General features: G+C 74.2%; 20 protein-coding genes and 3 tRNA genes. 10 read left to right on the forward strand and 13 right to left on the reverse strand.

Features of this window, described 5'->3' with window-relative positions; all coding sequences use genetic code 11:
* Positions 1-17 precede the first annotated feature (17 nt).
* The 7 genes from OCU29_RS01640 to OCU29_RS01670 form a co-directional block, all read right to left on the reverse strand.
* On the reverse strand, positions 18-1,265 hold the full coding sequence (locus tag OCU29_RS01640) for a hypothetical protein (protein ID WP_261818559.1): 1,248 nt from the start codon (positions 1,263-1,265) through the stop codon (positions 18-20).
* 128 nt (positions 1,266-1,393) lie between these two features.
* On the reverse strand, positions 1,394-2,857 hold the full coding sequence (locus OCU29_RS01645; RefSeq protein WP_261818560.1) for an MFS transporter: 1,464 nt from the start codon (positions 2,855-2,857) through the stop codon (positions 1,394-1,396).
* 72 nt (positions 2,858-2,929) lie between these two features.
* Positions 2,930-3,289 carry a hypothetical protein gene (locus OCU29_RS01650; protein ID WP_218876322.1) on the reverse strand — a complete coding sequence of 120 codons (360 nt, stop codon included), beginning with the start codon at positions 3,287-3,289 and terminating at the stop codon, positions 2,930-2,932.
* Positions 3,290-3,324: 35 nt separating this feature from the next.
* Positions 3,325-4,974 carry an NAD(P)/FAD-dependent oxidoreductase gene (locus OCU29_RS01655; RefSeq protein ID WP_179615789.1) on the reverse strand — a complete coding sequence of 550 codons (1,650 nt, stop codon included), beginning with the start codon at positions 4,972-4,974 and terminating at the stop codon, positions 3,325-3,327.
* Positions 4,975-5,026: 52 nt separating this feature from the next.
* Positions 5,027-6,235, reverse strand: a complete 1,209-nt coding sequence (locus OCU29_RS01660; protein ID WP_261818561.1) for an ATP-binding protein — start codon at positions 6,233-6,235, stop codon at positions 5,027-5,029.
* A gap of 206 nt (positions 6,236-6,441) precedes the next feature.
* Positions 6,442-6,514, reverse strand: a tRNA-Lys gene (locus tag OCU29_RS01665).
* Positions 6,515-6,590: 76 nt separating this feature from the next.
* Positions 6,591-8,174, reverse strand: coding sequence for an NAD(P)/FAD-dependent oxidoreductase (locus OCU29_RS01670; protein WP_261818562.1), 1,584 nt, complete (start codon positions 8,172-8,174; stop codon positions 6,591-6,593).
* 203 nt (positions 8,175-8,377) lie between these two features.
* Here OCU29_RS01670 and OCU29_RS01675 point away from each other — a divergent pair, with 203 nt between their 5' ends.
* Positions 8,378-10,405: an ATP-binding protein gene (locus OCU29_RS01675; protein WP_261818563.1), complete on the forward strand. Its 2,028-nt coding sequence runs from the start codon at positions 8,378-8,380 to the stop codon at positions 10,403-10,405.
* Positions 10,406-10,478: 73 nt separating this feature from the next.
* Positions 10,479-11,426, forward strand: coding sequence for a pirin family protein (locus OCU29_RS01680; protein ID WP_261818564.1), 948 nt, complete (start codon positions 10,479-10,481; stop codon positions 11,424-11,426).
* Positions 11,427-11,432: 6 nt separating this feature from the next.
* Here OCU29_RS01680 and OCU29_RS01685 read toward each other — a convergent pair whose 3' ends face one another.
* The 3 genes from OCU29_RS01685 to orn form a co-directional block, all read right to left on the reverse strand.
* Positions 11,433-11,954, reverse strand: coding sequence for a GNAT family N-acetyltransferase (locus OCU29_RS01685; RefSeq protein ID WP_261818565.1), 522 nt, complete (start codon positions 11,952-11,954; stop codon positions 11,433-11,435).
* Positions 11,955-12,033: 79 nt separating this feature from the next.
* Positions 12,034-12,109: transfer RNA gene (locus tag OCU29_RS01690), tRNA-His, on the reverse strand.
* A gap of 89 nt (positions 12,110-12,198) precedes the next feature.
* The gene (gene orn, locus OCU29_RS01695) at positions 12,199-12,819 is read right to left on the reverse strand and encodes an oligoribonuclease (protein ID WP_179615795.1); all 621 of its coding nucleotides are present in this window, start codon (positions 12,817-12,819) and stop codon (positions 12,199-12,201) included.
* Positions 12,820-12,927: 108 nt separating this feature from the next.
* Here orn and OCU29_RS01700 point away from each other — a divergent pair, with 108 nt between their 5' ends.
* The 3 genes from OCU29_RS01700 to OCU29_RS01710 are packed head-to-tail and all read left to right on the forward strand — an operon-like array spanning position 12,928 to position 15,238.
* A complete protein-coding gene (locus OCU29_RS01700) occupies positions 12,928-13,473 on the forward strand; it encodes a MauE/DoxX family redox-associated membrane protein (protein WP_261818566.1) in 546 nt (181 codons plus the stop codon).
* Entirely contained in the window at positions 13,470-14,216 is a 747-nt protein-coding gene (locus OCU29_RS01705; protein ID WP_261818567.1) for a DsbA family protein, read from the forward strand. The genes OCU29_RS01700 and OCU29_RS01705 overlap by 4 nt, the downstream gene beginning before the upstream one ends.
* Positions 14,213-15,238 carry an adenosine deaminase gene (locus OCU29_RS01710; RefSeq protein WP_261818568.1) on the forward strand — a complete coding sequence of 342 codons (1,026 nt, stop codon included), beginning with the start codon at positions 14,213-14,215 and terminating at the stop codon, positions 15,236-15,238. The genes OCU29_RS01705 and OCU29_RS01710 overlap by 4 nt, the downstream gene beginning before the upstream one ends.
* Here OCU29_RS01710 and OCU29_RS01715 read toward each other — a convergent pair.
* Positions 15,226-15,999, reverse strand: coding sequence for a PIG-L deacetylase family protein (locus OCU29_RS01715; protein ID WP_261818569.1), 774 nt, complete (start codon positions 15,997-15,999; stop codon positions 15,226-15,228). The genes OCU29_RS01710 and OCU29_RS01715 overlap by 13 nt on opposite strands.
* Positions 16,000-16,089: 90 nt before the next feature.
* On the opposite strand from OCU29_RS01715, the gene OCU29_RS01720 reads away from it, so the two are divergent.
* The gene (locus OCU29_RS01720; RefSeq protein ID WP_179615800.1) at positions 16,090-16,764 is read left to right on the forward strand and encodes a response regulator transcription factor; all 675 of its coding nucleotides are present in this window, start codon (positions 16,090-16,092) and stop codon (positions 16,762-16,764) included.
* 33 nt (positions 16,765-16,797) lie between these two features.
* Here OCU29_RS01720 and OCU29_RS01725 read toward each other — a convergent pair.
* Positions 16,798-16,871, reverse strand: a tRNA-Arg gene (locus OCU29_RS01725).
* A 226-nt stretch (positions 16,872-17,097) separates the two neighbouring features.
* On the opposite strand from OCU29_RS01725, the gene OCU29_RS01730 reads away from it, so the two are divergent.
* The 4 genes from OCU29_RS01730 to OCU29_RS01745 all read left to right on the forward strand — a co-directional run bounded on the left by OCU29_RS01730 (position 17,098) and on the right by OCU29_RS01745 (position 21,832).
* Positions 17,098-18,705 carry a Na+/H+ antiporter NhaC family protein gene (locus OCU29_RS01730; RefSeq protein ID WP_261818570.1) on the forward strand — a complete coding sequence of 536 codons (1,608 nt, stop codon included), beginning with the start codon at positions 17,098-17,100 and terminating at the stop codon, positions 18,703-18,705.
* A 38-nt stretch (positions 18,706-18,743) separates the two neighbouring features.
* Complete coding sequence (locus tag OCU29_RS01735) at positions 18,744-19,127, forward strand: response regulator (protein ID WP_261818571.1); 384 nt, start codon at positions 18,744-18,746, stop codon at positions 19,125-19,127.
* A 237-nt stretch (positions 19,128-19,364) separates the two neighbouring features.
* Positions 19,365-20,492: a cytochrome P450 gene (locus OCU29_RS01740; protein ID WP_261818572.1), complete on the forward strand. Its 1,128-nt coding sequence runs from the start codon at positions 19,365-19,367 to the stop codon at positions 20,490-20,492.
* Positions 20,489-21,832 (forward strand): sensor histidine kinase KdpD, encoded by a 1,344-nt coding sequence (locus OCU29_RS01745; protein WP_261818573.1) that lies wholly within the window; start codon positions 20,489-20,491, stop codon positions 21,830-21,832. The genes OCU29_RS01740 and OCU29_RS01745 overlap by 4 nt, the downstream gene beginning before the upstream one ends.
* Before the next feature lie 619 nt (positions 21,833-22,451).
* Here the strand turns inward: OCU29_RS01745 and OCU29_RS01750 are convergent.
* A complete protein-coding gene (locus OCU29_RS01750; RefSeq protein ID WP_261818574.1) occupies positions 22,452-23,873 on the reverse strand; it encodes an aminopeptidase P family protein in 1,422 nt (473 codons plus the stop codon).
* Positions 23,874-23,954 lie beyond the last annotated feature (81 nt).

Below are 23,954 nucleotides of genomic sequence, written 5' to 3' on the forward strand. Positions count from 1 at the left end.
GAGGTGGGGGTCCGCCGTCAGCGGCGGACCTTCACCTTGAGCACGCTGCTGACCGCGCCGGTCACCGACTCGGAGCCCGGCACCACCAGGCGGTAGCGCGAGGTGCCCTTCCTGCGCTCCTTGGGGTAGGAGACGAGGACCCGGCCGGAGTCGGCGGGGAGGCTGTCCTTGGTCTTCCAGTCGCCCTTCTGCAGGCGCTGCAGCTCGACGGACTCCAGGCCCGGCTGGTCGATGCTGACCAGGTCGGTGGGGGCCCGCTGGCCGCGGCGCAGCTTGACCTTCGAGTCCTCGAAGTCCTCGATGGCGGTCACGGCGCGCGGCACGTCGAGCGTGGTGTCGTCACCGTCGGCCTCGAGCAGGCAGCGCAGGCCCTCCTCCCAGTGGTAGTTGGTGCCGGCGACCTGGATCCACTCGACCGTGTAGTCGGTGGTCCCGGCGGGCCAGTTGCGGTGCTGGGAGTAGGGGAAGGCGCGCGTGCCCGACCAGGTGCCCTCGTTGTTGTGGTAGTTCAGCGTGATCTGCCCGCTGGGCGTCCGCAGCCGGATGTTGATGTCGTTGGACTGGCCCTGCGGCAGGTCGCTCGGGTAGGCCACCACGAGCCCGGCGCAGGTCGGGTCGGCGTACTTCCAGTTGTGGTCGAACGGGCCGCCCGGGTTGGTCGGCGGGTTCGGCGGGATCGTCGGCGTCGGCGTCGGCGTCGGCGTGGGGGTAGGCGTGGGGGTGGGCGTCGGCTCCGGCGCGGGCGTCGGCGTCGGGGTCGGGGTCGGCGTGGGGGTGGGAGTCGGCGTCGGGGTCGGCGTCGGCGTCGGGGTCGGCGTGGGCGTCGGAGTCGGCGTCGGGGTCGGGGTCGGCGTGGGCTCCGGCGTGGGCGTCGGCGCAGCGACCCACGAGTAGGAGTAGTGCGAGATCGCCTTGCGCGTCTCGCTCACGGTCGAGGTGTAGCTGATGGAGATCGACGGCAAGGGAGTCACGAGGTCGACGTACTGGGGGCCGTCGCCCTGCTTGGCGCTGCCGGCCTTGACGCAGTAGCCGGTGATCAGCTTGCCCGTCGGGGCGGCCAGCGTCAGCGACATCACCTCGCCCGACACGTCCTTCTTGCCCGAGTCCAGCTCGAGGCAGACCTGCTCGCCGTCGTCAGGCTTGCCCTGGGCGACGGTGGGGGCTGCCGCGAGGACCGTGACGGTGCCGAGCGCCAGCAGTGCGCTCAGGCCCGCGACGAGCGCGGTGGTGCCTCGTGGGCGGGTGGGGGTGGTGGTCTCGAGCACGGTTCTCTCCTCGATCAGCAGGTGATGAGGCGAGCCTGGCAGCCCCGAGGGCCCCGGGAGGCCTGCTTGCGCAGACCTTGTGGACCCGGCCGCGGACCTTGAGGTTTCCTTGCAGAAGGGTGCGGGATTCAGCGCGAGGGCGCGGCCGCGACGTTGCCGAGCTCGGCGTTGTCGGCGTCGGCGAGGGCCCCTGCGGTGCGCTGCTCGTGGGAGTCGGGGATGCGGGCCCCGGCCACGGCGGCGAGCACCATCGCGGCGGCGAGCACCAGGAAGCCCACGACGTAGGCGTGCTCGGTCGGGTAGCCCGAGGCCAGCACGTCGGCGGTGAGGATGCCGGCCATCACCGCGGAGCCCACGGCGCCGCCGATGGTGCGGATGTTGGCGTTCATGCCGCTGGCCACGCCGGTCTGGTGGGCGGGGACCGCGCCGATCACGACGCCGGCGAGGGAGGAGAAGACGAAGCCCGAGCTCAGGCCCTGGAGGGTGGTGGCCAGGTAGAGCTGCCAGGTGTGGTCGTGGAAGAGCCCGAAGGAGGCGAAGGCGACCGCGTTGCCGAGGGTGCCGGCGACGATGACGGCTCGCGCGCCGAAGCGGCGCACGAGGCGGGCGGTGACGAAGCCGACCAGGAAGCTGGCGACCGCCGAGGGCAGCAGCAGCGTGGCCGACTCGCTGATCGAGGCGCCGAAGCCGTAGCCGGTCTCGACGGGGCTCTGGAGGAACTGGGGCAGGAAGCCGAAGGAGGCGAACATCCCGAAGCCGACGAAGGCCGCCACCGCGTTGGCCGTCCACACGCCGCGCTGGCGCATCATCGTCATGTCGATCAGCGGCACCGGCACCCGCGTCTCCACCCGCACCCAGGCGAGCACCAGGACGACCGCGGCCACCAGCAGGCCCAGCACCCGGGCGGAGCCCCAGCCCCACACGTTGCCCTGGCTGACGCCCAGCAGCAGGCAGACCAGCCAGCCCGCGAGCAGCACCGCCGGCAGCACCGGCAGCCGGCCGGGGGTGCGCACGGGCGACTCGGGCACCAGCGCCACCGCCCCGACCGCGGCCAGCGCGGTCGCGATCATCGGCAGCCAGAAGAGCCAGGTGAAGCCGAGCGCGTCGACGACGGGTCCCGCGGTGACGATGCCGACACCGAAGCCCACCGCGGTCAGCGAGGCCATCACGCTCAGCGCGCCGTTGACGCGGGTCGGGGAGAACTCGTCGCGGATGATGCCGAAGGCCAGCGGCATCACCCCGCCACCGACGCCCTGCACCGCCCGGGCCGCGATCAGCCAGCCGATGGTGGGGGCGAGCGCGGCGAGGGCGGAGCCGACCGTCAGGAGCACCAGGGCGACCACCAGGACCCGTCGCTTGCCGACAGCGTCGCCGAGGCGCCCGACCAGCGGCGTGGCGATGGAGGCGGAGAGCAGGTAGGCGGTCAGCACCCAGGTGACGGTGGCCTGGTCGGTCTCGTACTCCACCTGGAGCTGGGCCAGCACCGGCACGACGAGCGACTGCAGCATCACGAACGAGGCGACCGCGACCGCCAGGACCGCGAAGGTCGTGCGCTCGTCGCCGCGCCGGCGCAGGGTCGAGAGCGACGGCACCCGGGTCCTCCTCGAATATGGTTGTGCCTGACAACCAAGCACGCAGGGAGTGTAGCCGGGTCCGGCGCCGGCTCAGCCCTTGCGGTCGACCAGCAGCGCGACGGCGTTCAGCGCGCCCCAGCCGAGCGTCACCGCCATCACCTTGCGGCGCACGTCGCCCTCGGTGCGCGCAGACAGCAGGGCGCAGTCGCCGAGGTCCATGGCGATCCGCACGGCCATGGCGGCCTTGACGACCGACGGCGAGCCGAAGACACCGGCCGCGCTGATGGCGAGGTCACGCACGCCGTAGGACTGCGCCAGCAGCTCGAGGCCGTCGCGGTCTGCGGCCTGCGAGCCGAGGGCGTCGGGGAGGTGGGAGGGCCGGGCGAGCGCGAAGGCGCCGTACGACGCGGTGGCGGCGGACAGGGTGCGGGACAGCTTCATGGTGGGCATGGCCTCGACGGTAGGTCGCCCGGCCGGTCGGGCGCTCACCCGTCGGGTGCGGCCCGCCCCAGCAGTGCTCGTACGCCGGCCCCGGCGCGCACGGGGGCGTGCAGTCGGTGGTGCAGCAGCGCGGCCCGGGCGGCGTTGGCGCCGGGCGCGCCGTGGACCCCGCCGCTGGGGTGCGCCGAGCTCGAGCCCAGGTAGAGGCCGCCGATGCCGGTCTCGGGGCGCCCCAGGCCGGGCACCGGGCGCAGCACCAGCATCTGGTGCAGCTGGGAGGTGCCGCCGTTGACGGCACCACCGATGAGGCTGGCGTTGCGCTCCTGCAGGTCGCGCGGGCCCAGGACCCGCCGGGCCAGCACCCGCGACCCGAACCCGGGGGCGAGCTCCTCGAGGCGCGACTCGACGCGGTCGCCGAAGCGCTCCACCTCGTCGCGCCCCCACGCGGCGCCGACCGACTGCGGCACGTGCGTGTAGGCCCACAGCGACTCGGTGCCGGCGGGGCTGCGGGTGGGGTCGGTGGTGGTCATCTGCCCCGCGAGCAGGAAGGGCCGCTGCGGCACCCCGCCGGCGGCGACCTCGGCGAGCGAGCCCTGCAGCTCGGCCAGCGAGTCGCCGACGTGGAAGGAGCCCGGCGCCACGGCGGGTGCCTGGGCCCAGGGGATCGGCCCCGACAGCGCCCAGTCGACCTTGACGGTGGCGGGGTCGAGCTCGAAGGACGACATCCCCCGCACGACCCGGGCGGGCAGGTCGTCGGGGTCCAGCAACCGGCCGAAGAGCAGCGGCGCCGAGACGTCGGCGACGACGGCACGCCCGGCGGCGTACCGCTCGCCCTCGCGGGTGCGCACCGCGACGGCCCGCCCGCCCTCGACGTCGATGGAGGTGACCTCGGTGCCGAGCAGCACCTGGCCGCCACGGGTCTCGAGCCGGCGCGCCATCGCCTCGGTGAGCCGGCCGGCACCGCCCTCGGGCACCGGGAAGCCGACGTGCTGGGCCAGCATCGTCATGATCAGCCCGAAGGCCCCCGAGCCGGTCGCGTCGAGCGGGATGTCGGCATGGCCCGCGCTGCCGGCGATGAGGGTGCGTGCGCCGCGCCCGCCGAAGCGCTGCGCGCCGAACGAGCCGGCCGGGGTGAGCAGCTCGCGCACCAGGTGCAGGCCGCCGGCCCCCGGCAGCCGCGACAGCAGCCGGGCGCCCCCGCGCACGGGCGGGAAGGGGTCGAGCAGCGCGCCCAGCAGCGGACCTCCGACCCGGTCCCAGGTGCGGCACAGGTCGAGCCACGCCTCGCCGTCGCCGGGGTGCTCGGCCTCGAGGCCGGCCGCGGTGTCCTCGCGATCGGGGTGCACCAAGGCCCAGCCCCCGTCGGGGAAGGGGTGGCCCAGCGGGGCCGGCGGGTGCTGCCAGCGCAGCCCGTGCTCCTCCAGCCCGAGGCGGGCGATGACGGGGGAGGCGGCCGCGAACGGGTAGAACGCGCTGAAGGTGTCGTGCACGAAGCCCGGGTGCACCTCGGTGTCGCTGCGCACCGCGCCGCCCACCTGGTCCTGCTGCTCGAGCACCAGCACCGACCAGCCCGCGTCGGCGAGCAGGTTGGCGGCGACCAGGCCGTTGTGGCCGGCGCCCACGACGACGGCGTCGTGACCGCGGCTGCCGGGGCTGCCGGGGCTGCCGGGACTGCCAGGAGTGGGGGCGCTCACGGGCTCCACGGTGCCAGCCGGCCGGTGACCGCGCACCACCCGGCGAGCCGCCTCAGGCGGCGGGCAGCTCGAACCACAGCGCCGCGCCGGCGCCCTCGGGGAGGTCCTCGACGCCGCACCGGCCCCCGTGGGCGTGCACGATCCGCGCGACCGTGGCCAGACCGATGCCGTGGCCCTGCGCCTCGCCGGAGCGCGCGAAGAGGTCGAAGACCCGGGAGCGGTGCTCCACCGGGATGCCCACGCCGGTGTCGCGCACGGTCACCCGCACTCGGTCGCCCTCGCGGGCGGCGCGCACCGCGACCTCGGGCGGGTGCCCGGGCCGGGCGAACTTGCGGGCGTTCTGGAGCAGGTTCTGCAGCACCAGGGTCACCTGGGCGGGGTCGCCGACCACCCGGGGCAGCGGGCCCACGTCGACGCTGCCGCCGGCGCGGTCCCACTGGTCGTGCTCGTCGGCGACCAGCTGCTCGACGAGGTCGCGCAGGTCGACGACCTCGTGCCGCGGCGGCTCGTGGGCCAGGTCGTGCAGGCGCAGGGTGCCCTCGACCATGCCGCTCATCCGCTCGACCGACCGGACCGCCATCGCCAGCACCGAGGCGTGGGTGGCCGCGTCGAGACCACCACCCTGCAGCATCCCCAGGCTCATCGTCAGGGTCGCCAGGGGCGACTGGAGGTCGTGGCTGACCTGGGCCGCGACCGCCAGGGCGTCGGCGGTGGGCACCTGGGTCGGCGCCAGTCGGCGCAGGCGCAGCTCGAGGATGCGGTTGGCGGCGACCGCCAGGGTGCTCACCACCCGCCGCTGCTCGCCGTCGAGGTGGTGCGGGCGGCTGCCGAAGAGGGAGAAGCGCCCGACCTCGTCGCCCGCCGCGGTGCTCAGCGGCACCGAGGCGTAGTAGCGCACCGACGCCACCTCCCCGGTGACGAGGGGAGAGTCGCGCAGGTCCGGGTCGAGCGTGGTGTCGGTGACCTCCACGAGGCCGGGGACACCGCGGGCGAGGCGGCACATCGCCTCGGCGGAGGCCATGGCGGAGGGGTCGGTGCCGACCGTGACGGGGTAGTGGAACCGGTCGTCGTCGGCGACGGCCAGGGCGGCCACCTCGACGCCGGTCAGGTCGGCGGCCAGGGCGAGCAGGTCGGCGAGGTCGGCGTCGGAGACCGTGCGCAGCGCCGTCAGCGCCCGCTTCGCGGTGCCGGCGTCGGCCAGGGTGCTCCGCCCGGCCCGCGGGCCGGTGTCCGCCGTGGCGGTGCCGCGCTCGTGCGCCATGGGTCCTCCCAGCCCCGGGTGCCGCCCCGTCCCTCCACGTGGTGGCTCGGCCCCGAGGCTACGGCGTCGAGGGCCGCGCCACCGGCAGGACGGTAAAGCCGCCCCGACCGGACGTGGACCGGTCCAGACCGCCGGGGGCCGAGGTCGGGAAAGCACTCGAGGCCCACCCGCATCTCTGCGTGGTGGGCCTCGAGCGTGGAGATCTGTACGGCATCAGGGACTCGAACCCCGAACCCGCTGATTAAGAGTCAGCTGCTCTGCCAATTGAGCTAATGCCGCGTGGTGAAGCGATGAGAACGTTACCAGCGGGCGGCGCGGAGTCGAAATCGAGGGTGGGTGCCGGCGTCGGGCCGGCTCAACGCGCGGCCAGCACCGCCTGGGCGGCGTTGTGCCCGCCCAGCCCCGACACGGCGCCGCCACGACGGCTGCCGGACCCGCAGAGCAGGACCTGGTCGACACCGGTGGCCACGCCCCACTGCTGGGCGGGGGTGTCGAGCCGGGCCCGGTTGGGCGCCCAGGGCCAGTCGAGGTCGCCGTGGAAGATGTGCCCGCCGGGCATGGCCAGGTCGGCCTCGATGTCCTGGGGGATCTTGGCCTCGATGCACGGGTTGCCCTCGGCGTCGCGGGCCACGACCGACGAGATCGGCTCGACCAGGTGCTCGTCGAGCGCCGCGAGCGCGCGCTCGACGGCCAGCTGCTTGGTGGCCTCGGCGTCGCGCTCGAAGAGGGTCGCGGGGGTGTGCAGGCCGAAGTAGGTCATCGTGTGCGTGCCCGGGGCCGCCGACCCCAGGATCGAGGGGTCGCTCAGCGAGTGGCAGTAGACCTCGCCCGGCATCTGGGTCGGCACGCGGCCGGCGGCGGCGTCGGCGTAGGCCCGCTCGATCTGCGAGTAGTCCTCGGCGAGGTGCAGGGTGCCGGCGAACGCCTCCTCGGGGTCGACGCCCGAGCGCAGTCGCGGCAGGCGCTCGAGGAGCAGGTTGATCTTGAGCTGGGCGCCCACCGGCTTGGAGGCGGGGTCCTCGCCCTCGCCGAGCAGGATGCGCAGCACCCAGGGCGCCACGTTGGCCAGCACCGTGTCGGCCGTCAGGGTCAGCGGCCCCGCGCCGTTGTGGACGTCGACCTCGGCGGGCCCGCCCTCGCCGGGCCGGATCGCCGACACGCCGGCCGAGGTGAGGACCTCGGCGCCGGCGCCGACCGCCGAACGGGCCAGGGCGTCGGTGACCGCGCCCATCCCGCCGACCGGCACCCGCCACTCGCCGGTGCCGTTGCCGATCAGGTGGTAGAGGAAGCACCGGTTCTGCACGAGCGACGGGTCGTGCAGCGAGGCGAAGGTGCCGATCAGGGCGTCGGTGCCGACGACGCCGCGCACGGTGTCGTCGTGGAAGCGGCGCTCGATGGCCTCGGCCAGCGGCCGCTCGACGACGTCGCGCCAGATCGTGGGGTCGACCTGCTCGCGCAGGTCGCGCTCGTGGGGGAGCGGGGAGAGCAGCGTCGGCGCGACGGCCTCGGCGAGGCGGCCCACACCGGCGTAGAAGTCGCACCAGGCGGCGTACTCGTCGTCGCCGCCGGTCAGGTCGCGGAAGGAGCGGGCGGTCTCCTCGCCCTCGGGGCGCTGGACCATCAGCCCGCCGGGCGTGCCCCCGCGCAGGGTGGGGGTGTACGACGCCGTGCGGCGCGAGGCGAGCCGCACGTCGAGGTCGAGGTCGCGCATCAGCTCGTCGGGCATGACCGAGACCAGGTAGGAGTAGCGCGAGAGCCGCACGTCGTGCCCGCTGAACGCGGGGGCGGAGACGGCGGCGCCCCCGGTGTGGTCGAGGCGCTCGAGCACCACCACCGAGAGCCCGGCCCGGGCGAGGTAGGCGGCGGCCGTGAGGCCGTTGTGTCCGCCGCCGACCACGGCGACGTCGTAGTGGCTGCGAGAGGGGGTGGCGGGGCTCATCGGGACAACCTAGACGAGCCCGGGACCGCCGGGCCCCGCCCGGGTGGGTGCCGCGCCCGGGGCCGGTCCGGGCGCCCGGCCCGTCCCGCCTCGTCCGTTCGGGTGGGACAAATGACCGGTGTCGGTCATGGGCGCGCCACGCCGCAGGTGCCACGATGTCCGGGCGCGACGGGGGAGTCGCCACCGACCTGGGAGGGGACGGCGTGCCGACGAGCCCGAGCGTCACCGGCTGGACCAGCCGCTGGCAGGTCCGCGTCGCCGCGCTGCTGGCCCTGATCGTCGTGCTCGGCCTCGGCGCGGTGCGCGCCTCGTCGGCCGACGGGCACGTGATCGGCATCTGGCCGGTCGGCGCCGCGACCGGGGTGCTGGTGCTCGCCCCGCGCCGCCGTGCACCGGTGCTGCTCGCCGTGGTGCTGGTGCTGGCGCTGCTGACGCTCTCGGTGGCGCACCGTCCGCCGGCGGTGGTCGTCGGCTACGCCCTGACGATCGCGGTGGAGACGTGGGTGGTCGCCCGGCTCCTGCTGGCCGGCGGTGAGGGCGCGTGGCGGCTGCGCACCGACGCCGACCTGCGCCGCTACCTGGGCGCCTGCCTGCTCGGAGGGCTGCTGGCCCTCGTCGGCGGTGCGCTGACCTCGGCGGTCGCCGGCTTCGGCGACCCGGGCTTCGTGGGGCTGGCCCTGGGTGCCTCGCACGTCGCCTCGCAGCTGGCCCTGACCCCGTTGTGGGCGCGGCTGCCCACGCACGGCTCGATCGCGCGGCGTCCCGAGCAGGTGCTGCAGTGGAGCGTGCTGCTGGTCGTCGCACCCGCCGTCCTCGTGCCCCAGATGGTGCCCTCGGTGGTCTTCGTGCTGGTCCCGCTGCTGGCGTGGAGCGCGCTGCGGGTCAGCCCGCGGGCGGCCCTGGCGCAGATGGTCGCGGTGCTCGCCTTCGCGGTGCTGATGACCACGGCCGACCGCGGCCCCTTCGCCGACGTCCCGGTCCTGCTCGACCTGCCGCGCGACGTGCGCGCCGTCCTGCTCGCCGCGTTCGCCGCCACCTGTGCCCTGATCGTGGTGCCGCTGCTGCTGCGCGTGGGGGAGAGCGTCGAGGCCGCCCGCGCCGCAGCCGCCGAGCGCGACACCCTGGACCGCATCGTGCGCAGCGCCACCGGGATGGCCATCGTCGGTGCTGACCGGGACGGTCGCATCACGCTCTTCAACCCGGGGGCCGAGCGGCTGCTGGGCTGGTCGGCCGCCGAGGTCATGGGCTGCTCGACACAGGTCCTGCACACGCCTGCGCAGATCAGCGCCAAGGCACGCGAGCTCGGGGTCGCCGAGGACTTCGCAGCCGTGTCGGCGCGGATGATGGAGCCCGACATGGCCGGCGGCGACATCGGCTTCGTGCGCAGGGACGGGGTCGAGCGCACCCACTCGATGACCCTGGGGCGCATCACCGACGAGGCGGGCCGCGTGCTGGGCTACGTGAGCACCTCCGAGGACGTCACCGACCGCGTCGCCGCCGAGGAGGCGCTGCGCGACGCCCTCGCACGGATGCAGGAGGTCGACGCCGTCAAGGACGCCTTCGTCTCGAGCGTCAGCCACGAGCTGCGCACCCCCATCACCAGCATCCAGGGCTACCTCGAGCTGCTCGACGACGGCTCGTTCGGCGAGCTGACGCCCCCGCAGCGCACGGCGGTCACGAAGGTCGCGGCCAACAGCGGGCGGCTGCTGACCCTCATCGACGACCTCCTGACCCTCTCGCGGGTCCAGGAGGACGGGCTCGGCCTCGACGACAAGGTGCTCGACCTCGGCGAGGTCGTGCGCACCGGCTGCGCGGTGGTGGCACCGGGTGGCGACCGCGCCGGGGTGGCGCTGAGCGTCCAGGCGCCGGGGGAGCCGGTGCCGTTCCTGGGCAACCGCGACATGCTCGAGCGGGTCGTGATCAACCTGGTGGGCAACGCGGTCAAGTTCACCCCGCGGGGCGGCCGGGTCGACGTGGCGCTGCGACACGACGCCCGGGGCAGCGTCCTCACCGTCACCGACACCGGGATCGGCATCCCGCTGGCCGAGCAGGAGCGGCTCTTCACCCGGTTCTTCCGCTCCTCGCTGGCGCAGGCGCAGGCCATCCCGGGCAGCGGCCTGGGGCTCTCCATCGCCCACTCGGTGGTCACCCAGCACGGCGGCACGCTGCGGGCGGAGTCGGAACCCGGGGCCGGTGCCACCTTCGTCGTCGAGCTGCCGGCGATGGTCTGACGAGGAATATCAAGTATTCAACTACCGTTGGAACCGGTGTCCCCGTCCCTGCACCCGGAGCGAGGTGGGCCCTGTGCCTGCGATCACCGTCGACGACCTCACCACCCTGGCCCGCCTGCGCCCGCCGGGGCTCGGCGACCAGCCGCGCCCGGTGCTCCAGGTCACCACCGCGCCGCAGGGCCACGAGGGCGAGGGGTTCCCGGTGCGCCGGGCCTTCGCCGGCATCGACCTGGCGCTGCTCGACCCGTTCATCATGATGGACCAGATGGGCGAGGTGGAGTACGCGCCCGGTGAGCCCCGGGGCACCGCCTGGCACCCGCACCGCGGCTTCGAGACCGTCACCTACATGATCGACGGCGTCTTCGACCACCGCGACTCCCACGGGGGCGGCGGCTCCATCACCAACGGCGACACCCAGTGGATGACCGCGGGCTCCGGCCTGCTGCACATCGAGACCCCGCCCGAGTGGCTGGTGCAGTCGGGCGGCCTCTTCCACGGCATCCAGCTGTGGGTGAACCTGCCGCGCGAGGCCAAGATGAGCGACCCGCGCTACCAGGACATCCGCTCCGGGGAGGTGCGGCTGCTCTCGACCCCCGACGCCGGGGCCCTGGTGCGGGTCATCGCCGGCACCGTCGACGGGCACGCCGGCCCGGGGGCGACGTACACGCCGATGAGCCTGGTGCACGCCACCGTCGAGCCCGGGGCACGTCTGGACCTGCCCTGGGACGTCGAGCACAACGCACTGGTCTACGTGCTCAGCGGCCAGGGCACGGTCGGGGTCGAGGGGCGCCCGGTGCGCACCGGCCAGACCGCCGTGCTCGGCGCCGGCGACTACCTCAGCGTCAGCGCCGACGCCCGCCAGGACAGCCGCACGCCGGCCCTCGACGTGGTCGTGCTCGGCGGGCGGCCGATCCGCGAGGCGCTCGCCTGGGCGGGGCCGTTCGTGATGAACACCCGCGCCGAGGTGATGGAGGCCTACCAGGACTTCCAGAGCGGGCGCTTCGGGCACATCCCTGCCTGAGCCCCCTCAGTCGAGGCGCTTGGCGAAGAACGCCTGGGCGTAGGGGTTGTCGTTGTAGCGCTCGACGCGGTCGTAGCCGGCCCGGTCGTAGAGCGCCAGCGCCTCACCGAGCGTGAGGTGGGTGTCGAGCAGCACCCGGCGGTGGCCCAGCTCGCGCGCCAGGTCCTCCAGCGCGCCCAGCAGCAGCCGACCCAGTCCACTGCCTCGGGCCGACGGGTCGACCCACATCCGCTTCACCTCGGCGGTCGGGACGCCGTCGGTGCTGGGCAGCGCGCGCACCCCGCCGACGCCCACCACGTCGACGGCGCCGTCAGCGTCGTCGGGGTCGTCAGGGCCGTCGGTGCCGGGGTCGGTACCGGGGCGCAGCGCCAGCAGGTAGTGCCCGCCGGGGTCGACGAGGTCGGCCTCGGTGACGGCGAAACCACCGGGGAAGCGGGCGTCGAGCTCGCCGACGTACCGGCGTACCGCTGCCACGACCCGGGGGTCGTCGTGGTCGGCGCGCTCGAGGGTGACGGGAGTCGGGGGCACCCACGCAGCCTAGGTGGCGGGTCCGGACATGCGTCGGGCCCCTGCTCCGCACGAGTGCGGGGCAGGGGCCCGACGGCAGTGGGGTGAACGACGGGGCTTGAACCCGCGACCCCCGCGACCACAACGCGGTGCTCTACCAGCTGAGCTACGCCCACCATGATCCGGCCGTGGCCGGAACGACGCAGAGTCTAGGGCACACGACCCGGCGGTGCAGAATCGGGCTCGTACGCTGGGCGGGTGCGGCTCAGGAGGGCTCGCCGAGACCCGTGATCGAGCCCCCGTGGCGCTGGGCGACCTCCTTGGCGCTCGCGCTGTCGGGGCCGGGCGCGGGCACGAAGACCGCCTCGCGGTAGTAGCGCAGCTCCTCGATGCTCTCCTGGATGTCGGCCAGCGCGCGGTGGTTGCCGCGCTTCTCAGGAGCGGCGAAGTAGGCGCGCGGGTACCAGCGGCGCGAGAGCTCCTTGATCGAGGAGACGTCGACGATGCGGTAGTGCAGGAACGACTCGAGCGCGGGCATGTCGCGGGCCAGGAAGGCCCGGTCGGTCGCCACGGTGTTGCCGGCCAGCGGCGGGCGGCTGCCGTCGGCGCAGTGCTCCTTGATGTAGGCCAGCACCTTCTCCTCGGCCTCGGCGAGGCTCACGCCCTGCTCGAGCTCGACGAGCAGGCCGGACTTCTCGTGCATCTCGCGCACGAAGGGGATCATCTGCTCCAGCGCCTCGGCGGGCGGCTTGACGATGATGTCGACGCCCTCGCCCAGCACGTTGAGGTCGAAGTCGGTGACCAGGGCGGCGACCTCGATGAGGGCGTCGGCGCCCAGGTCCAGGCCGGTCATCTCGCAGTCGATCCACACCAGTCGGTCACTCATGGGGCCACACCCTACGCGCGCCGCAGCACGCCACCGGGTCCCTCTCCCGGTGCCTCGGGTCGGGCCCTCTCTCAGTGCGCGCTCAGCCGGCTCTCCTAGGCTCGGGGCGTGAGCACCGCGGTCAAGGAGTGGATCGGGCTGGTGGCACGCCTGCTGACCGGCGGGGTCTGGATCGTCGCCGGCGCGGTGAAGCTGCCCGACCCCTACGAGTCGGTCGCCGCCGTGCGCGCCTACGACCTGCTGCCCGAGGCGGTCGTGCCCACCGTGGGCCAGCTTTTGCCGGTCGTCGAGGTGGTCATCGGCCTCGCCCTGGTGCTGGGCCTGCTGACCCGGGGCGCCTCGGTGGTCTCGGCGGTCCTCTTCGTCGCCTTCATCATCGGCATCGCCTCGGTGTGGGCGCGCGGCATGACCATCGACTGCGGCTGCTTCGGTGGTGGGGGCACCGACCCCGACGCGGCCTCGAAGTACCCCTGGGAGATCGCCCGTGACACCGCCCTGCTGGCGGCCTCGGTCTACCTCGTCGCGCTGCCGCGCACCCGGTGGGCCGTCGACAACCTCTTCTGGGCGCCCCGACCCGGCCCGGACACCAGCCCCGACCACGCTGAGCCCGACCACGTCGAGCCCAGCGACCTGACCCACGAGGGAGAACGATGAGCAAGAGCAAGGCCAAGGCAGCCGACCGCGCAGCCGAGCGCGCCGCCCGCGCCCAGCAGGCACGCGCCGAGCAGGAGCGCGCCGAGCGGCGTCGCAAGATGCTCTCGGTGGGCGGCGTGGTCCTGGCGATGGTGCTGATCATCGGGGTCGGCTTCCTCATCCAGCGCGACCGCGACACCAGCACCGACGTGGCCGCCCCCGCGGCCGGCCAGGGGGAGTACGGCGTCGTCGTCGGCCCGACCGACGCACCCCACGACATCGTGATCTACGAGGACTTCCTCTGCCCGTTCTGCGGCGCGCTCGAGGAGGAGTCGAGCGCCGACCTGGCGCGGCTCGCCGAGGAGGGCAAGGTGACCGTCGAGTACCGGCCCTTCAACCTGCTCTCCCGCATCGGCGACTACTCGCAGCGCGCGACCAACGCCTTCGCGGTCGTGCTTGAGGAGTCCGGTCCCGAGGTCGCCAAGCAGTTCCACGACCTGCTCTTCGAGAACCAGCCCTCCGAGAGCGGCCCGTTCCCCTCCGACGCCGACCTGGTCGAGCTGGCCGTCGAGGCCGGCGCCGAGGAGGACGCGGTCGCCGAGGGCATCGAGTCGGGCGCTCGCAACGACTGGGTCGAGGAGGCCACGCAGGCCGCCCAGGACGCCGGGGTGCGGGGCACCCCGACCGTGCTGCTCGACGGCGAGCCCGTCAACGGCGGGTCCGTCGAGGAGATCGCGGCCGCCCTGGTCGCGGGTGTGGAGTGAGCGCGCTCGAGGCGTTCGTCGCCGGCCTGCCCAAGGCCGAGCTGCACGTGCACCACGTCGGCTCGGCCTCCCCGCAGATCGTCTCCGAGCTCGCGACCCGCCACCCGGGCGTGGTGCCCGCCGACCTCGACGAGCTCCGGCGCTTCTTCGAGTTCCGCGACTTCGCGCACTTCATCGACGTCTACCTCGCCGTGGTCGACCTGGTGCGCACCCCCGAGGACGTGCGCTACCTGACCTACGAGGTGGCGCGGGAGATGGCCACCACCCAGCAGGTCCGCTACGCCGAGCTCACCTGCACGCCGTACACCTCGGTGCGCCCGCACGAGAGCGGCGTGGGGATGGCGGTCGAGGCCTACACCGAGGCGCTCGAGGACGCCCGGGTCGCCGCCGAGCGCGACTTCGGCCTGGTGCTGCGCTGGATCTACGACATCCCCGGCGAGGCCGGGCTGCCGGCCGCGGAGAAGACCCTCGAGTACGCGCTCGAGCACCGCACCGACGCCCTGGTCGGCTTCGGGCTCGGCGGCCCCGAGATCGGCGTGCCGCGCCCGCAGTTCCAGCCCTACTTCGACGCCGCCCGGGCCGCCGGCCTGCGCAGTGTCCCGCACGCGGGGGAGACGACCGGCCCGCAGACGGTGTGGGACGCGCTGCACCTGCTGGGTGCCGAGCGCATCGGGCACGGCACCTCGGCGGCCCAGGACCCCGAGCTGCTGGCCCACCTGGCGCGGACCGGGGTGCCGCTGGAGGTCTGTCCCTCCTCCAACATCGCGACCCGGGCGGTGGCCACGCTCGACGAGCACCCGATCCGCGCCTTCCGCGACGCCGGGGTCACGGTGACCGTGCACTCCGACGACCCGCCGATGTTCGGCACCACCCTCAACAACGAGTACGTGATCGCCGCCGACCTGCTCGACCTCGACGAGGTGGGGCTGCGCGACCTGGCCCGCGCCTCGGTGCACGCCTCCTTCGCGCCCGCCGACGTCGCCCAGCGGCTGCTCGCCGAGATCGACGGCTACACCGGCTGACGCAGGGCCTCGTCGGCGCCGTCGCTCGGTCCTTCCGGGGCGGCGGCGCCGACCACGAGGTGCTCCACCGCGACGGTGAAGTGCGCCAGCATCGGCCCCGAGAGCGCGGGCGGGTCGCCGGGGGAGAGGGCGCGCAGCTGGCTGGCGTGGGCCCGGATGGCGGCCAGCTTGGTCTCGAGCACCTCGGGGTCGAGGTCGAGGCGGACCATCTGCTCCCAGGGGGCCTCCTCGGGCCCGCTGAGGCGCCACATCAGCAGGGGGTACTCCACCAGGCGCGCGCCGCTGAGCCGGGCCACCTCCGCCGCGGCGCGGCCGGCCGCCTCGTGGTCGGGGTGCCCGTCGTGGCGCCAGGGGGCGACCAGCAGCGTGCGCTCGCCGTCACCGACGATGTCGCGCAGGGCCACGACCATCTGGTCCTCGACGTCGGCCGCGCCGCCGTCGGGGGCGCCCAGGAACACCACGGGGGTGCCGGGGGCGAGCAGGGCGACCGCCGCCTCCATCTCAGCCAGCCGCTCGGTGGCCAGGGCGTGGCGCGTCATCTCCCGGCCGGGCGGGTGCGAGGCCTCGCCGGCGGTGAGCAGGACGACGTACACGTCGAGGCCGGCGCGGTGCGCGGTGGCGATCAGGCCGCCGACACCCAGGCTCTCGTCGTCGGGGTGCGCCGAGACGACGACCAGCCGGTTCACGCCGTCGGGGCCGCCGTCGAGCTCCAGGGGCGGGACCTGCCCCCACGCCGGATGCTGCTGCCACGTCTTCGACAAGGCCTACCCCCACGGTCGTTGGGGCCGAGGTTAGGTAAAGGCCTCGCTCCGCGCATCCTCCTCGGGGGTGAACTTCCCTATCCTGGGCCCATGCCAGCCCAGGGCGCGCCCGTGCGGGTCGCGATCGTCAACGACCACCCGATCGTGGTGGCCGGGGTCGCGGCGGTGCTCGAGCCGTACGCCGACCGGGTGCGCGTCGTCGAGATCGTCGCGGGGGCCGAGGTGCTCTCCGAGGTCGAGGTGATCCTCTACGACACCTTCGGGCAGGACCAGGGCGACGGCGTCGACCTGCCCACCCTGGTCGACCACGGCCGGGCCCGGGTCGCGGTCTTCAGCTGGAACACCGAGCCCGAGGTGGTCGAGCGGGCGCTGGCCCTCGGCGCGAGCGGCTACCTGTCCAAGCAGGTGACCGGGCAGGAGATGGCCTGGGCGCTGCAGCAGATCGCCGCCGGCGTGGTGCTGCGGCCCGAGGACGTCGGCGACTGCACCCTGCCGGAGGTCGGCTCCTGGCCCGGGCGCGAGCGCGGGCTGACCGCGCGCGAGGCCGAGGTGCTCGCCCTGATCTGCGCCGGGCTGTCCAACCAGGAGATCGCCGAGCGCACCTACCTGTCGATCAACTCGGTGAAGACCTACATCCGCACCGCCTACCGCAAGATCGGCGCCGGCTCGCGCTCGCAGGCCGTGGCCTGGGCGATGCAGAACGGGTTCCGCCCCGAGCGCGTGCGCGTCCTGCGACCCTCGGCGCAGGATCCGCGCAGCGGCTGACCCGGCACCCGGAGGTGCCGGCGCCGCGACGAGCGCCCCCGGCAGGACTCGAACCTGCGACCGGCGGATTAGAAGGCCGCTGCTCTATCCAGCTGAGCTACGGAGGCGGGGGATCGGGGGCGGTCCGGCACGACGTCCGGGAGGACGACGAGGCTCCGGGCGTGAGCCCCGACCCGGGGCACAGTATGCCTCAGGCCGTCCGTCGGCTCCCCGGCCTCCGCGTCGCGCGGGCACGCACCCGCACCGGCCGCCGTCGTGGCGGCCACGCAAGGGTGGGATCGGCGCCGGCCGAGCAGGGGTAGCGTGTGCACCCCTGTCGGGAGGAGAGCCACCGTGGTCGAGTCGTACGAGTTCCTGTCGCTGGTCCCGCCGCTGCTCGCCATCGGTCTCGTGGTGGCCACCCGCAAGGTCCTGCTCAGCCTGGGTCTGGGGGTGCTCAGCGCCGCGTTCCTGGTGGCCGACGGGTCGCCCTGGGAGACCGTCACGCTGGTCGCGACCGCCTTCGCCGAGATCTTCTGGGTCGACGGTGGTCTCAACACCACCTACGTCTACATCCTGGTCTTCACCCTGACCCTGGGCGTGATCACCGCGTTCATCCTGATGTCGGGCGGCACCAAGGCGTTCGCCGACTGGGCCCACGAGCGCATCAAGACCCGGCGCGGCGCGGTGCTGCTGCCCGCCCTGCTCGGCATGGCGATCTTCATCGACGACTACTTCAACGCCCTGACCGTCGGCCAGGTCACCCGCCCGGTGACCGACCGGCACCGGGTCTCGCGGGCCAAGCTGACCTACCTGGTCGACTCCACGTCGGCGCCGGTGGCGGTCCTGGTCCCGTTCTCCAGCTGGGGCGCCTACATCCTCGGCGTCATCGCGCCGATCATGGACGAGTCCTCGCTGAGCATGAGCGACGTGAGCGCGTTCCTGCGGGCCGCGGGCGCCAACTACTACGCCTACGCGGCGCTGCTGATGGTCGCGCTGGTGGTCCTGCTGGGCGTCGACATCGGCCCGATGCGCCGCGAGGAGCGCCGGGCCCTGGTCGAGGGGGAGACCTACGACCGCAGCGACGACATCCCCGGGCAGCTGTCCGAGGACCTGCCCACCCACCGTCCCGGCGCCAAGCGCGCCCTGGTGGTGCCCTTCGGGCTGCTCGTGCTCGGGGTGCTCGGCGGCATCGCGGTCACCGGACGAAGGGGGGCCGGCTCCTGGTCGCCCATCGACATCCTCGCCGAGACCGACGTGACGCTCTCGCTGCTCGTCGGAGGCTTCCTGGGGCTGGCGGGCTCGCTCTACTACTACGCGCGCGACACCTCGTCGAACCCCAAGTTCGGGGCCAGCACCTTCGGCCGCGGCTGGGCCGAGGGCATCCGGTCGATGTGGCCGGCGGTGAGCATCCTGCTGCTGGCCTGGATGCTCGGCTCGCTGATCGCCGCCCTGGGCACCGGCGAGTTCCTCGGCGGCCTGGTCGAGGACTCCTCGATCTCCCCGTCGTGGCTGGTCCCGACGGTCTTCCTCATCGCCGGCGCGATGGCGTTCGCGACCGGCACCTCGTGGGGCTCCTTCGGCCTGCTGCTGCCGATCGCCGGCGGCATCGTCAACGCCGTCGACGCCCCCGAGCTGCTGCTGCCGGCGCTGGGTGCGGTGCTGGCCGGTGCCGTGGCCGGCGACCACGCCTCGCCGATCTCCGACACCACGATCCTCAGCTCCACCGGAGCGGGCTGCAACGTGATCACCCACGTGACCACCCAGCTGCCGTACGTCGTCATCTCGGTCGTCGCCGCGACGCTCGGCTACGTGACGGTCGCCCTCGTCGGCTCGGTGCTGCTCGGGCTCGGCGTCACGCTGGGCGTCGGCGCGCTCGTCCTGCTGACCGCGCACCGCCTGGCCGGCCCGCTCGAGGACGACATCGACGCAGCCGACGTGACGCAACCGTCCACGCCGTAGACACCTGCTCGACGCGTAAAGATCGCTAGGCTCCTGCTGTGGACGGGTCCGGGGAGTGGCGTTTCCTGGTCGTCGACGACCAGGAGGACATCCGCGACATCATGGTCCGGATGCTCACCCGCCTCGGGCACGTCGCCGACGAGGCCGCCGACGGCCAGTTCGCCGTCGAGGCGCTGGCCGCGTCGACGTACGACGTGATGCTGCTGGACCTCTCGATGCCACGGATGAGCGGCGAGGACGTCGTGCGCTGGCTGCGCGAGCACCCCGACGTGGCCCCCGGCCTGCGGGTCGTGGTCGTCAGCGCCTGGGCGGGCGACAAGCGCCCGGTGCTGCACGAGCTCGGCGTCGACGCCGTGCTGCCCAAGCCGTTCCGCAAGCAGCAGCTGCTCGACCTGCTCGACGAGCTCGCGCAGTCGCGCTGAGCCCACCGGAGCGCTCGATTCCGTGGTCGGGGTGAGCCCGGCCTCACTAGGATGAGGCCAGCCGCAGGGACGGGAGGGTCCAGGCGGTCGTTCTCGGGACCTCCGAGGACCCACTCTAGGGAGGGAGCACACCGATGTTGAAGCTGATCCAGAAGCGTCGTGCCGCACGCCAGGTCTCGGCGTTCTACATGTGGCGTCCGGGCCGCTGACCGCGACCCGACGCCGGACGGCAGGCGGATGACGTCTGTCCTCGAGCGCGGCACCGAGCAGGCCGACGGCCGGCTCGGTGCCGTGCTGCGTGCGGTGGGTCGCCCGCAGCCGGTGGCGCTGGGCCGCCACGGGCCCTGGGTGGTCACGACCCTCGAGCACGCGCGCTCGGTCCTCACCGACCCGGGCGCCTTCGACTTCCCGGTCGACGTCAGCCGTCGCTCCCTGCCCCGGGGCGAGGAGCGCGACCGCGACGCCGGCTTCGTGCCGCTGCCCCGCGCCCGGACGGCGGTCGCCGCCGACGTCCTCGTCGACGAGCTGCGCGCGGCCGTCCGATCGCGCGCGGGCGCCGAGCACGACGCCATGCGGCTGCTGCGCCGTCCGGTGGCCCGCGCCACGGCCGCGGCGGTCCTCGACGGCGTCGCCGACCCCGAGCGCGACGCGGTCGCCGACGCCGTGCTCGCCTGGATCGACGCGCTGGCCCCGGTCATCGCGGCCCTGCGCCCCCCGGGCCGCTGGTCGCGGGTACGCCGCCACGAGGACGCGGCGCGCACCCGCCTCGAGTCGCTGCTCCGGGCCCTCGACGACCCGGAGCCGGCGCGCACGGCCACGATGCTGGCGGCCGGCACCCAGGTCCCCATCGCCGCCGGGGCGTGGCTGCTGGTGGCGCTGGCCGAGCGACCCGCGCTGCAGCAGCGGCTCGGCACCGGTGACCTCGAGCCGTCCTCGGTCGTCTGGGAGGTGCTGCGGCTGACCCCGCCGACCTGGGTCACCGCCCGGGTCGCCCGTCGCGCCGTCGTGCTCGGGGGCGAGCGGGTGCCCGAGGGCGGGGTGGTGCTGGTCAGCCCCCTGCTGCTGGGCCGGCTCGCCGAGCTCGTGCCGGCCCACGAGCAGGAGACCGGCGACACCAGGGGCCTGTTCGCCCCCGACCGGTGGCAGGACCCGCACGCCCGGCCCGGGGCCTGGCTGCCCTTCGGTGCCGGCCCGCACGCCTGCCCGGGCCGCAGCGTGGGCCTGGCCCAGCTGGTCGCGCTCACCACGTGGGCCGGTGGCGTGCACCTCGAGCTGGCCGCACCGGTACACCTGGACCAGTCCCGCGGTATCTTTCCGCGACCGGCACGGTTGGCCGTCACGGCCCGCGACGAGGTGGAGGGGTGAGCAGCACGATGGAGCCCGCCCTCCAGGAGGTCGCCGAGGATGCCCGGCCCAGCGCCTTCGGCGTCCGCCTGGCCCAGCAGGTGCTCCTGGCCGAGACCGAGCTCGTCACGGCGCTCGAGCAGCTGGCCGAGGTCGTCCTGGAGGACCCGCGCGTCGAGGTGCTCGCGGTCGCCCTGACCACCTTCAGCCCCACCGACCCCGAGCAGTGGTTCCACCTGGGGGAGCGTGCCTGGCTGCGCCAGTGGCAGCGTCCCGGCGCCCGGTGCACCGTGCTGCCCGGAGGCGCCCGCGACGCGCAGGACGCGCTCACCATGCCGTGGCTCTCCCAGCGCTCGCGGCGCGAGGCAGTCGTGGTGCGCGACGCCGAGCTGCTCCCGTCCGAGGCCGCCCAGGACGCCCGCGAGATGGCGCGCTGCCACGTGCGCGCCACCGTCAGCACCGCGATGCTCTCCGGCGGCTCCATGTTCGGCTCACTCTCGGTGGGCAGCGAGCAGCCGGGGGACTGGTCCGAGACGCTGGTGGCCGACCTGCGCCTGCTCAGCGCCGCCTTCACCGCACGGATGGCCGTGCAGGCCGCGGAGCGCTCGCTGGCCGACGCGATCGTGCGCGGCGACCAGGCCAGCGCGGTGCAGCAGCAGTTCTTCGCCGCCACCGGCCACGAGCTGCGCACCCCGATCAGCGCCGTGCTTGGCTACGCCGAGGTGCTCCAGAACGACGCCGAGGACCTCGAGGGCGTGCTCGACCCCGAGCAGCTGGCCGAGTTCGTCACCCAGGTCCGCAAGGACACCGGGGTCATCGTGAGCGCCGGCGAGCAGCTGCTCGCCATCGTCGAGGACCTGCTGAGCACCGCGCGCCTGCTCGGCGACGGCAGCCGCGGCCCGGTCGTGGTCTCCGAGGCCGTCCAGGACGTCGCCCACTGGGTCCGTACGCCGGCCGCGACCGCCGGGGTGGAAGTGACCTGCGCGATCGAGCCGGACCTCGCGGTCGAGGCCACCGCCTCGGGCGTGCGCCAGGTCCTCACCAACCTCGTCGGCAACGCCGTGGCCCACAACCGCCCCGGCGGCACGGTCACGGTCACCGCCGCCCGCACCCGCGGGGAGGCCGGCGAGCCCCGGGTGCGGATCAGCGTGAAGGACACCGGCCCGGGGCTCACCCAGCGCCAGCTCGACCAGGTCTTCGAGCCGTTCGTGCGCTTCGCGGAGGCAGGCGTGCGCGGCACCGGCCTGGGCCTGTCGCTGGCGCGCTCGGTCGCCGAGCGCGACGGCGGCTGGCTCGGCGTCGACTCGCGCCCCGGCGAGGGATCGACCTTCTGGGTCGACCTGCCCGCCCCGCCCGACTGAGCAGCGGCCGCGCCGCTGGTCGAGCAGTGACGAGCGCCAGCGAGGAACGTCGTCGAGACCCCGGTGAGAACCGCGGTCGCCGTACGTCATGGGGTCACCGGGTTTCGGCGTCGCTCGAGCCTTCGGCCCTCGCTGCTCAACCAACGGGGGGACGACGCCGACCCGGCTGGTGTGAACGGGCCGACTCGACGTGCAGGTGCGCGGTCGCCGTACGCCGTGTGGTCGCCGCCCGTTGGTCGAGCAGTGACGAGCGCCAGCGAGGAGCGTCGCCGAGACCCGGTGAGCTGCGGGGTCGCCGTACGCCGTGGGGTCACCGGGTTTCGGCGACGCTCGAGCCTTCGGCCCCCGCTGCTCAACCCACGGCGGGACAACGCCGACCCGGCTGGTGTGAACGGGCCGACTCGGCGGTGAGGTGCGCGGTCGCCGTACGCCGTGTGGTCGCCGCCCGTTGGTCGAGCAGCGACGAGCGCCAGCGAGGAGCGTCGCCGAGACCCGGTGAGGTGCGCGGTCGCCGTACGCCGTGGGGTCACCGGGTTTCGGCGACGCTCGAGCCTTCGGCCCTCGCTGCTCAACCAACGGTGGGGCCCTCGCTGCGCAACCCGCGGTGTGGGGGCGGGTCCTAGAGGCGGGCGCCCATCCAGGCCTCGACGTCGTCGGCGCTGCGGGGGAGGGCGGCGGAGAGGTTGCGGTGCCCGTCGGCGGTGACCAGGACGTCGTCCTCGATGCGGATGCCGATGCCGCGCAGCTCCTCGGGCACCAGCAGGTCGTCCTCCTGGAAGTACAGACCCGGCTCGACGGTCAGGACCATGCCCTCGGCCAGGGTGCCCTTGGCGTAGGACTCCGGGGCCGCGGCGCCGCAGTCGTGCACGTCCATGCCGAGCATGTGGCTGGTGCCGTGCAGGGTCCACCGGGCGTAGACCTTGCTGTCGGGGTCGAGGGCCTGCGCCGCGGGGACCGGCAGCAGCCCCATGTCCTCGAGCCCGTGGGCCAGCACCGTCATCGAGGCCGTGTGCACGTCGGCGAAGGGGGTGCCCGGGCGCACGGCCTTGATGCCGGCCTCCTGCGCGGCCAGGACCAGGTCGTAGAGCTCGCGCTGGGCGCCGGTGTAGGTGCCGTCGACCGGGAGCGTGCGGGTGACGTCGGCGGTGTAGAGGTTGTGGCCCTCCACGCCCATGTCGAGCAGGACCAGCTCGCCGGGGGTGATCGCGCCGGAGTTCTCGATCCAGTGCAGCGTGGTCGCGTGCTTGCCGCCGCCGACGATCGAGTCGTAGCCGATGTCGTTGCCCATGGCCCGGGCCCGGCGGAAGAAGGTGCCCTCGATCCAGCGCTCGCCGTACTTGAGCACGTTGGCCCAGTCGGAGACCGAGTCCTCGAAGCCCAGGGTGGTGGCGTCGCAGGCGGCCTGCAGCTCGGCGACCTCCCAGTCGTCCTTGACCAGGCGCATCTCCGAGGCCACCCGTGCGAGCTCGCCGTCGAGGCCGGCGTCGCCGCCCACCAGCCGGTCGACCTGGGCGGACACGCCGCGGTGCACCCGGGTCTTGGGGGTGCTGACCGCGAGGTCCTCGGCGAGCCGGTCGACGTGGCGCACCTCGATGCCCAGGGAGTCGGAGATCTCGCGGGCCGAGGGGCGGCGACCCGCCCACAGCTCGCCGTACTGGCGGTCGCGGAAGAACTCGTCGCTCTCGCGCGAGGAGCGCGGACGGGCGTAGAGCACGGCCTCGCCGTCGGTCATGACCAGCACCGCGTCGGAGGTCAGGTTGCCGGTGAAGTAGGTGTGCGCGGTGTCGCTGCGGAAGCGGTAGTCGGTGTCGTTGGCCCGCACCTTGTAGGTGCCGGCAGGCAGCACGAGCCGCTCACCGGGGAAGGCCTCGACGAGGCGGGCGCGGCGCTGGGCGGCGAGGTCGGCCACCGGGTGGCGCGGCAGGTCGAGCTCGCGCTCGCCCCAGCCGGTGCGCATGAACTCCGAGTAGGCCGCGGGCACGGCCGGGTCGTGCGACTCGGTCTTGGGCTCGGCGGACTCCGGGGTGCTCTGCTCGCTCATGCACGCCATGCTACGTGCCGACCCGGAGAGCGGCGGTGCCGCTCGACGCCACCACCAACGCCTGCCGATAGGCTCTGCTGC

Source organism: Nocardioides sp. OK12, assembly GCF_024341885.1.
In the GTDB taxonomy this organism is placed as follows: Bacteria; Actinomycetota; Actinomycetes; order Propionibacteriales; family Nocardioidaceae; genus Nocardioides; species Nocardioides marinisabuli.

What these genes read in the sequence shown, in the direction of transcription:
- OCU29_RS01650 (WP_218876322.1), bottom strand. Translation starts at nt 3,289, where the DNA reads ATGCCCACCATGAAGCTGTCCCGCACCCTGTCCGCCGCCACCGCGTCG.
- OCU29_RS01705 (WP_261818567.1), top strand. Translation starts at nt 13,470, where the DNA reads ATGAGCAAGAGCAAGGCCAAGGCAGCCGACCGCGCAGCCGAGCGCGCC.
- OCU29_RS01750 (WP_261818574.1), bottom strand. Translation starts at nt 23,873, where the DNA reads ATGAGCGAGCAGAGCACCCCGGAGTCCGCCGAGCCCAAGACCGAGTCG.
- OCU29_RS01740 (WP_261818572.1), top strand. Translation starts at nt 19,365, where the DNA reads ATGACGTCTGTCCTCGAGCGCGGCACCGAGCAGGCCGACGGCCGGCTC.
- orn (WP_179615795.1), bottom strand. Translation starts at nt 12,819, where the DNA reads ATGAGTGACCGACTGGTGTGGATCGACTGCGAGATGACCGGCCTGGAC.
- OCU29_RS01670 (WP_261818562.1), bottom strand. Translation starts at nt 8,174, where the DNA reads ATGAGCCCCGCCACCCCCTCTCGCAGCCACTACGACGTCGCCGTGGTC.
- OCU29_RS01660 (WP_261818561.1), bottom strand. Translation starts at nt 6,235, where the DNA reads ATGGCGCACGAGCGCGGCACCGCCACGGCGGACACCGGCCCGCGGGCC.
- OCU29_RS01720 (WP_179615800.1), top strand. Translation starts at nt 16,090, where the DNA reads ATGCCAGCCCAGGGCGCGCCCGTGCGGGTCGCGATCGTCAACGACCAC.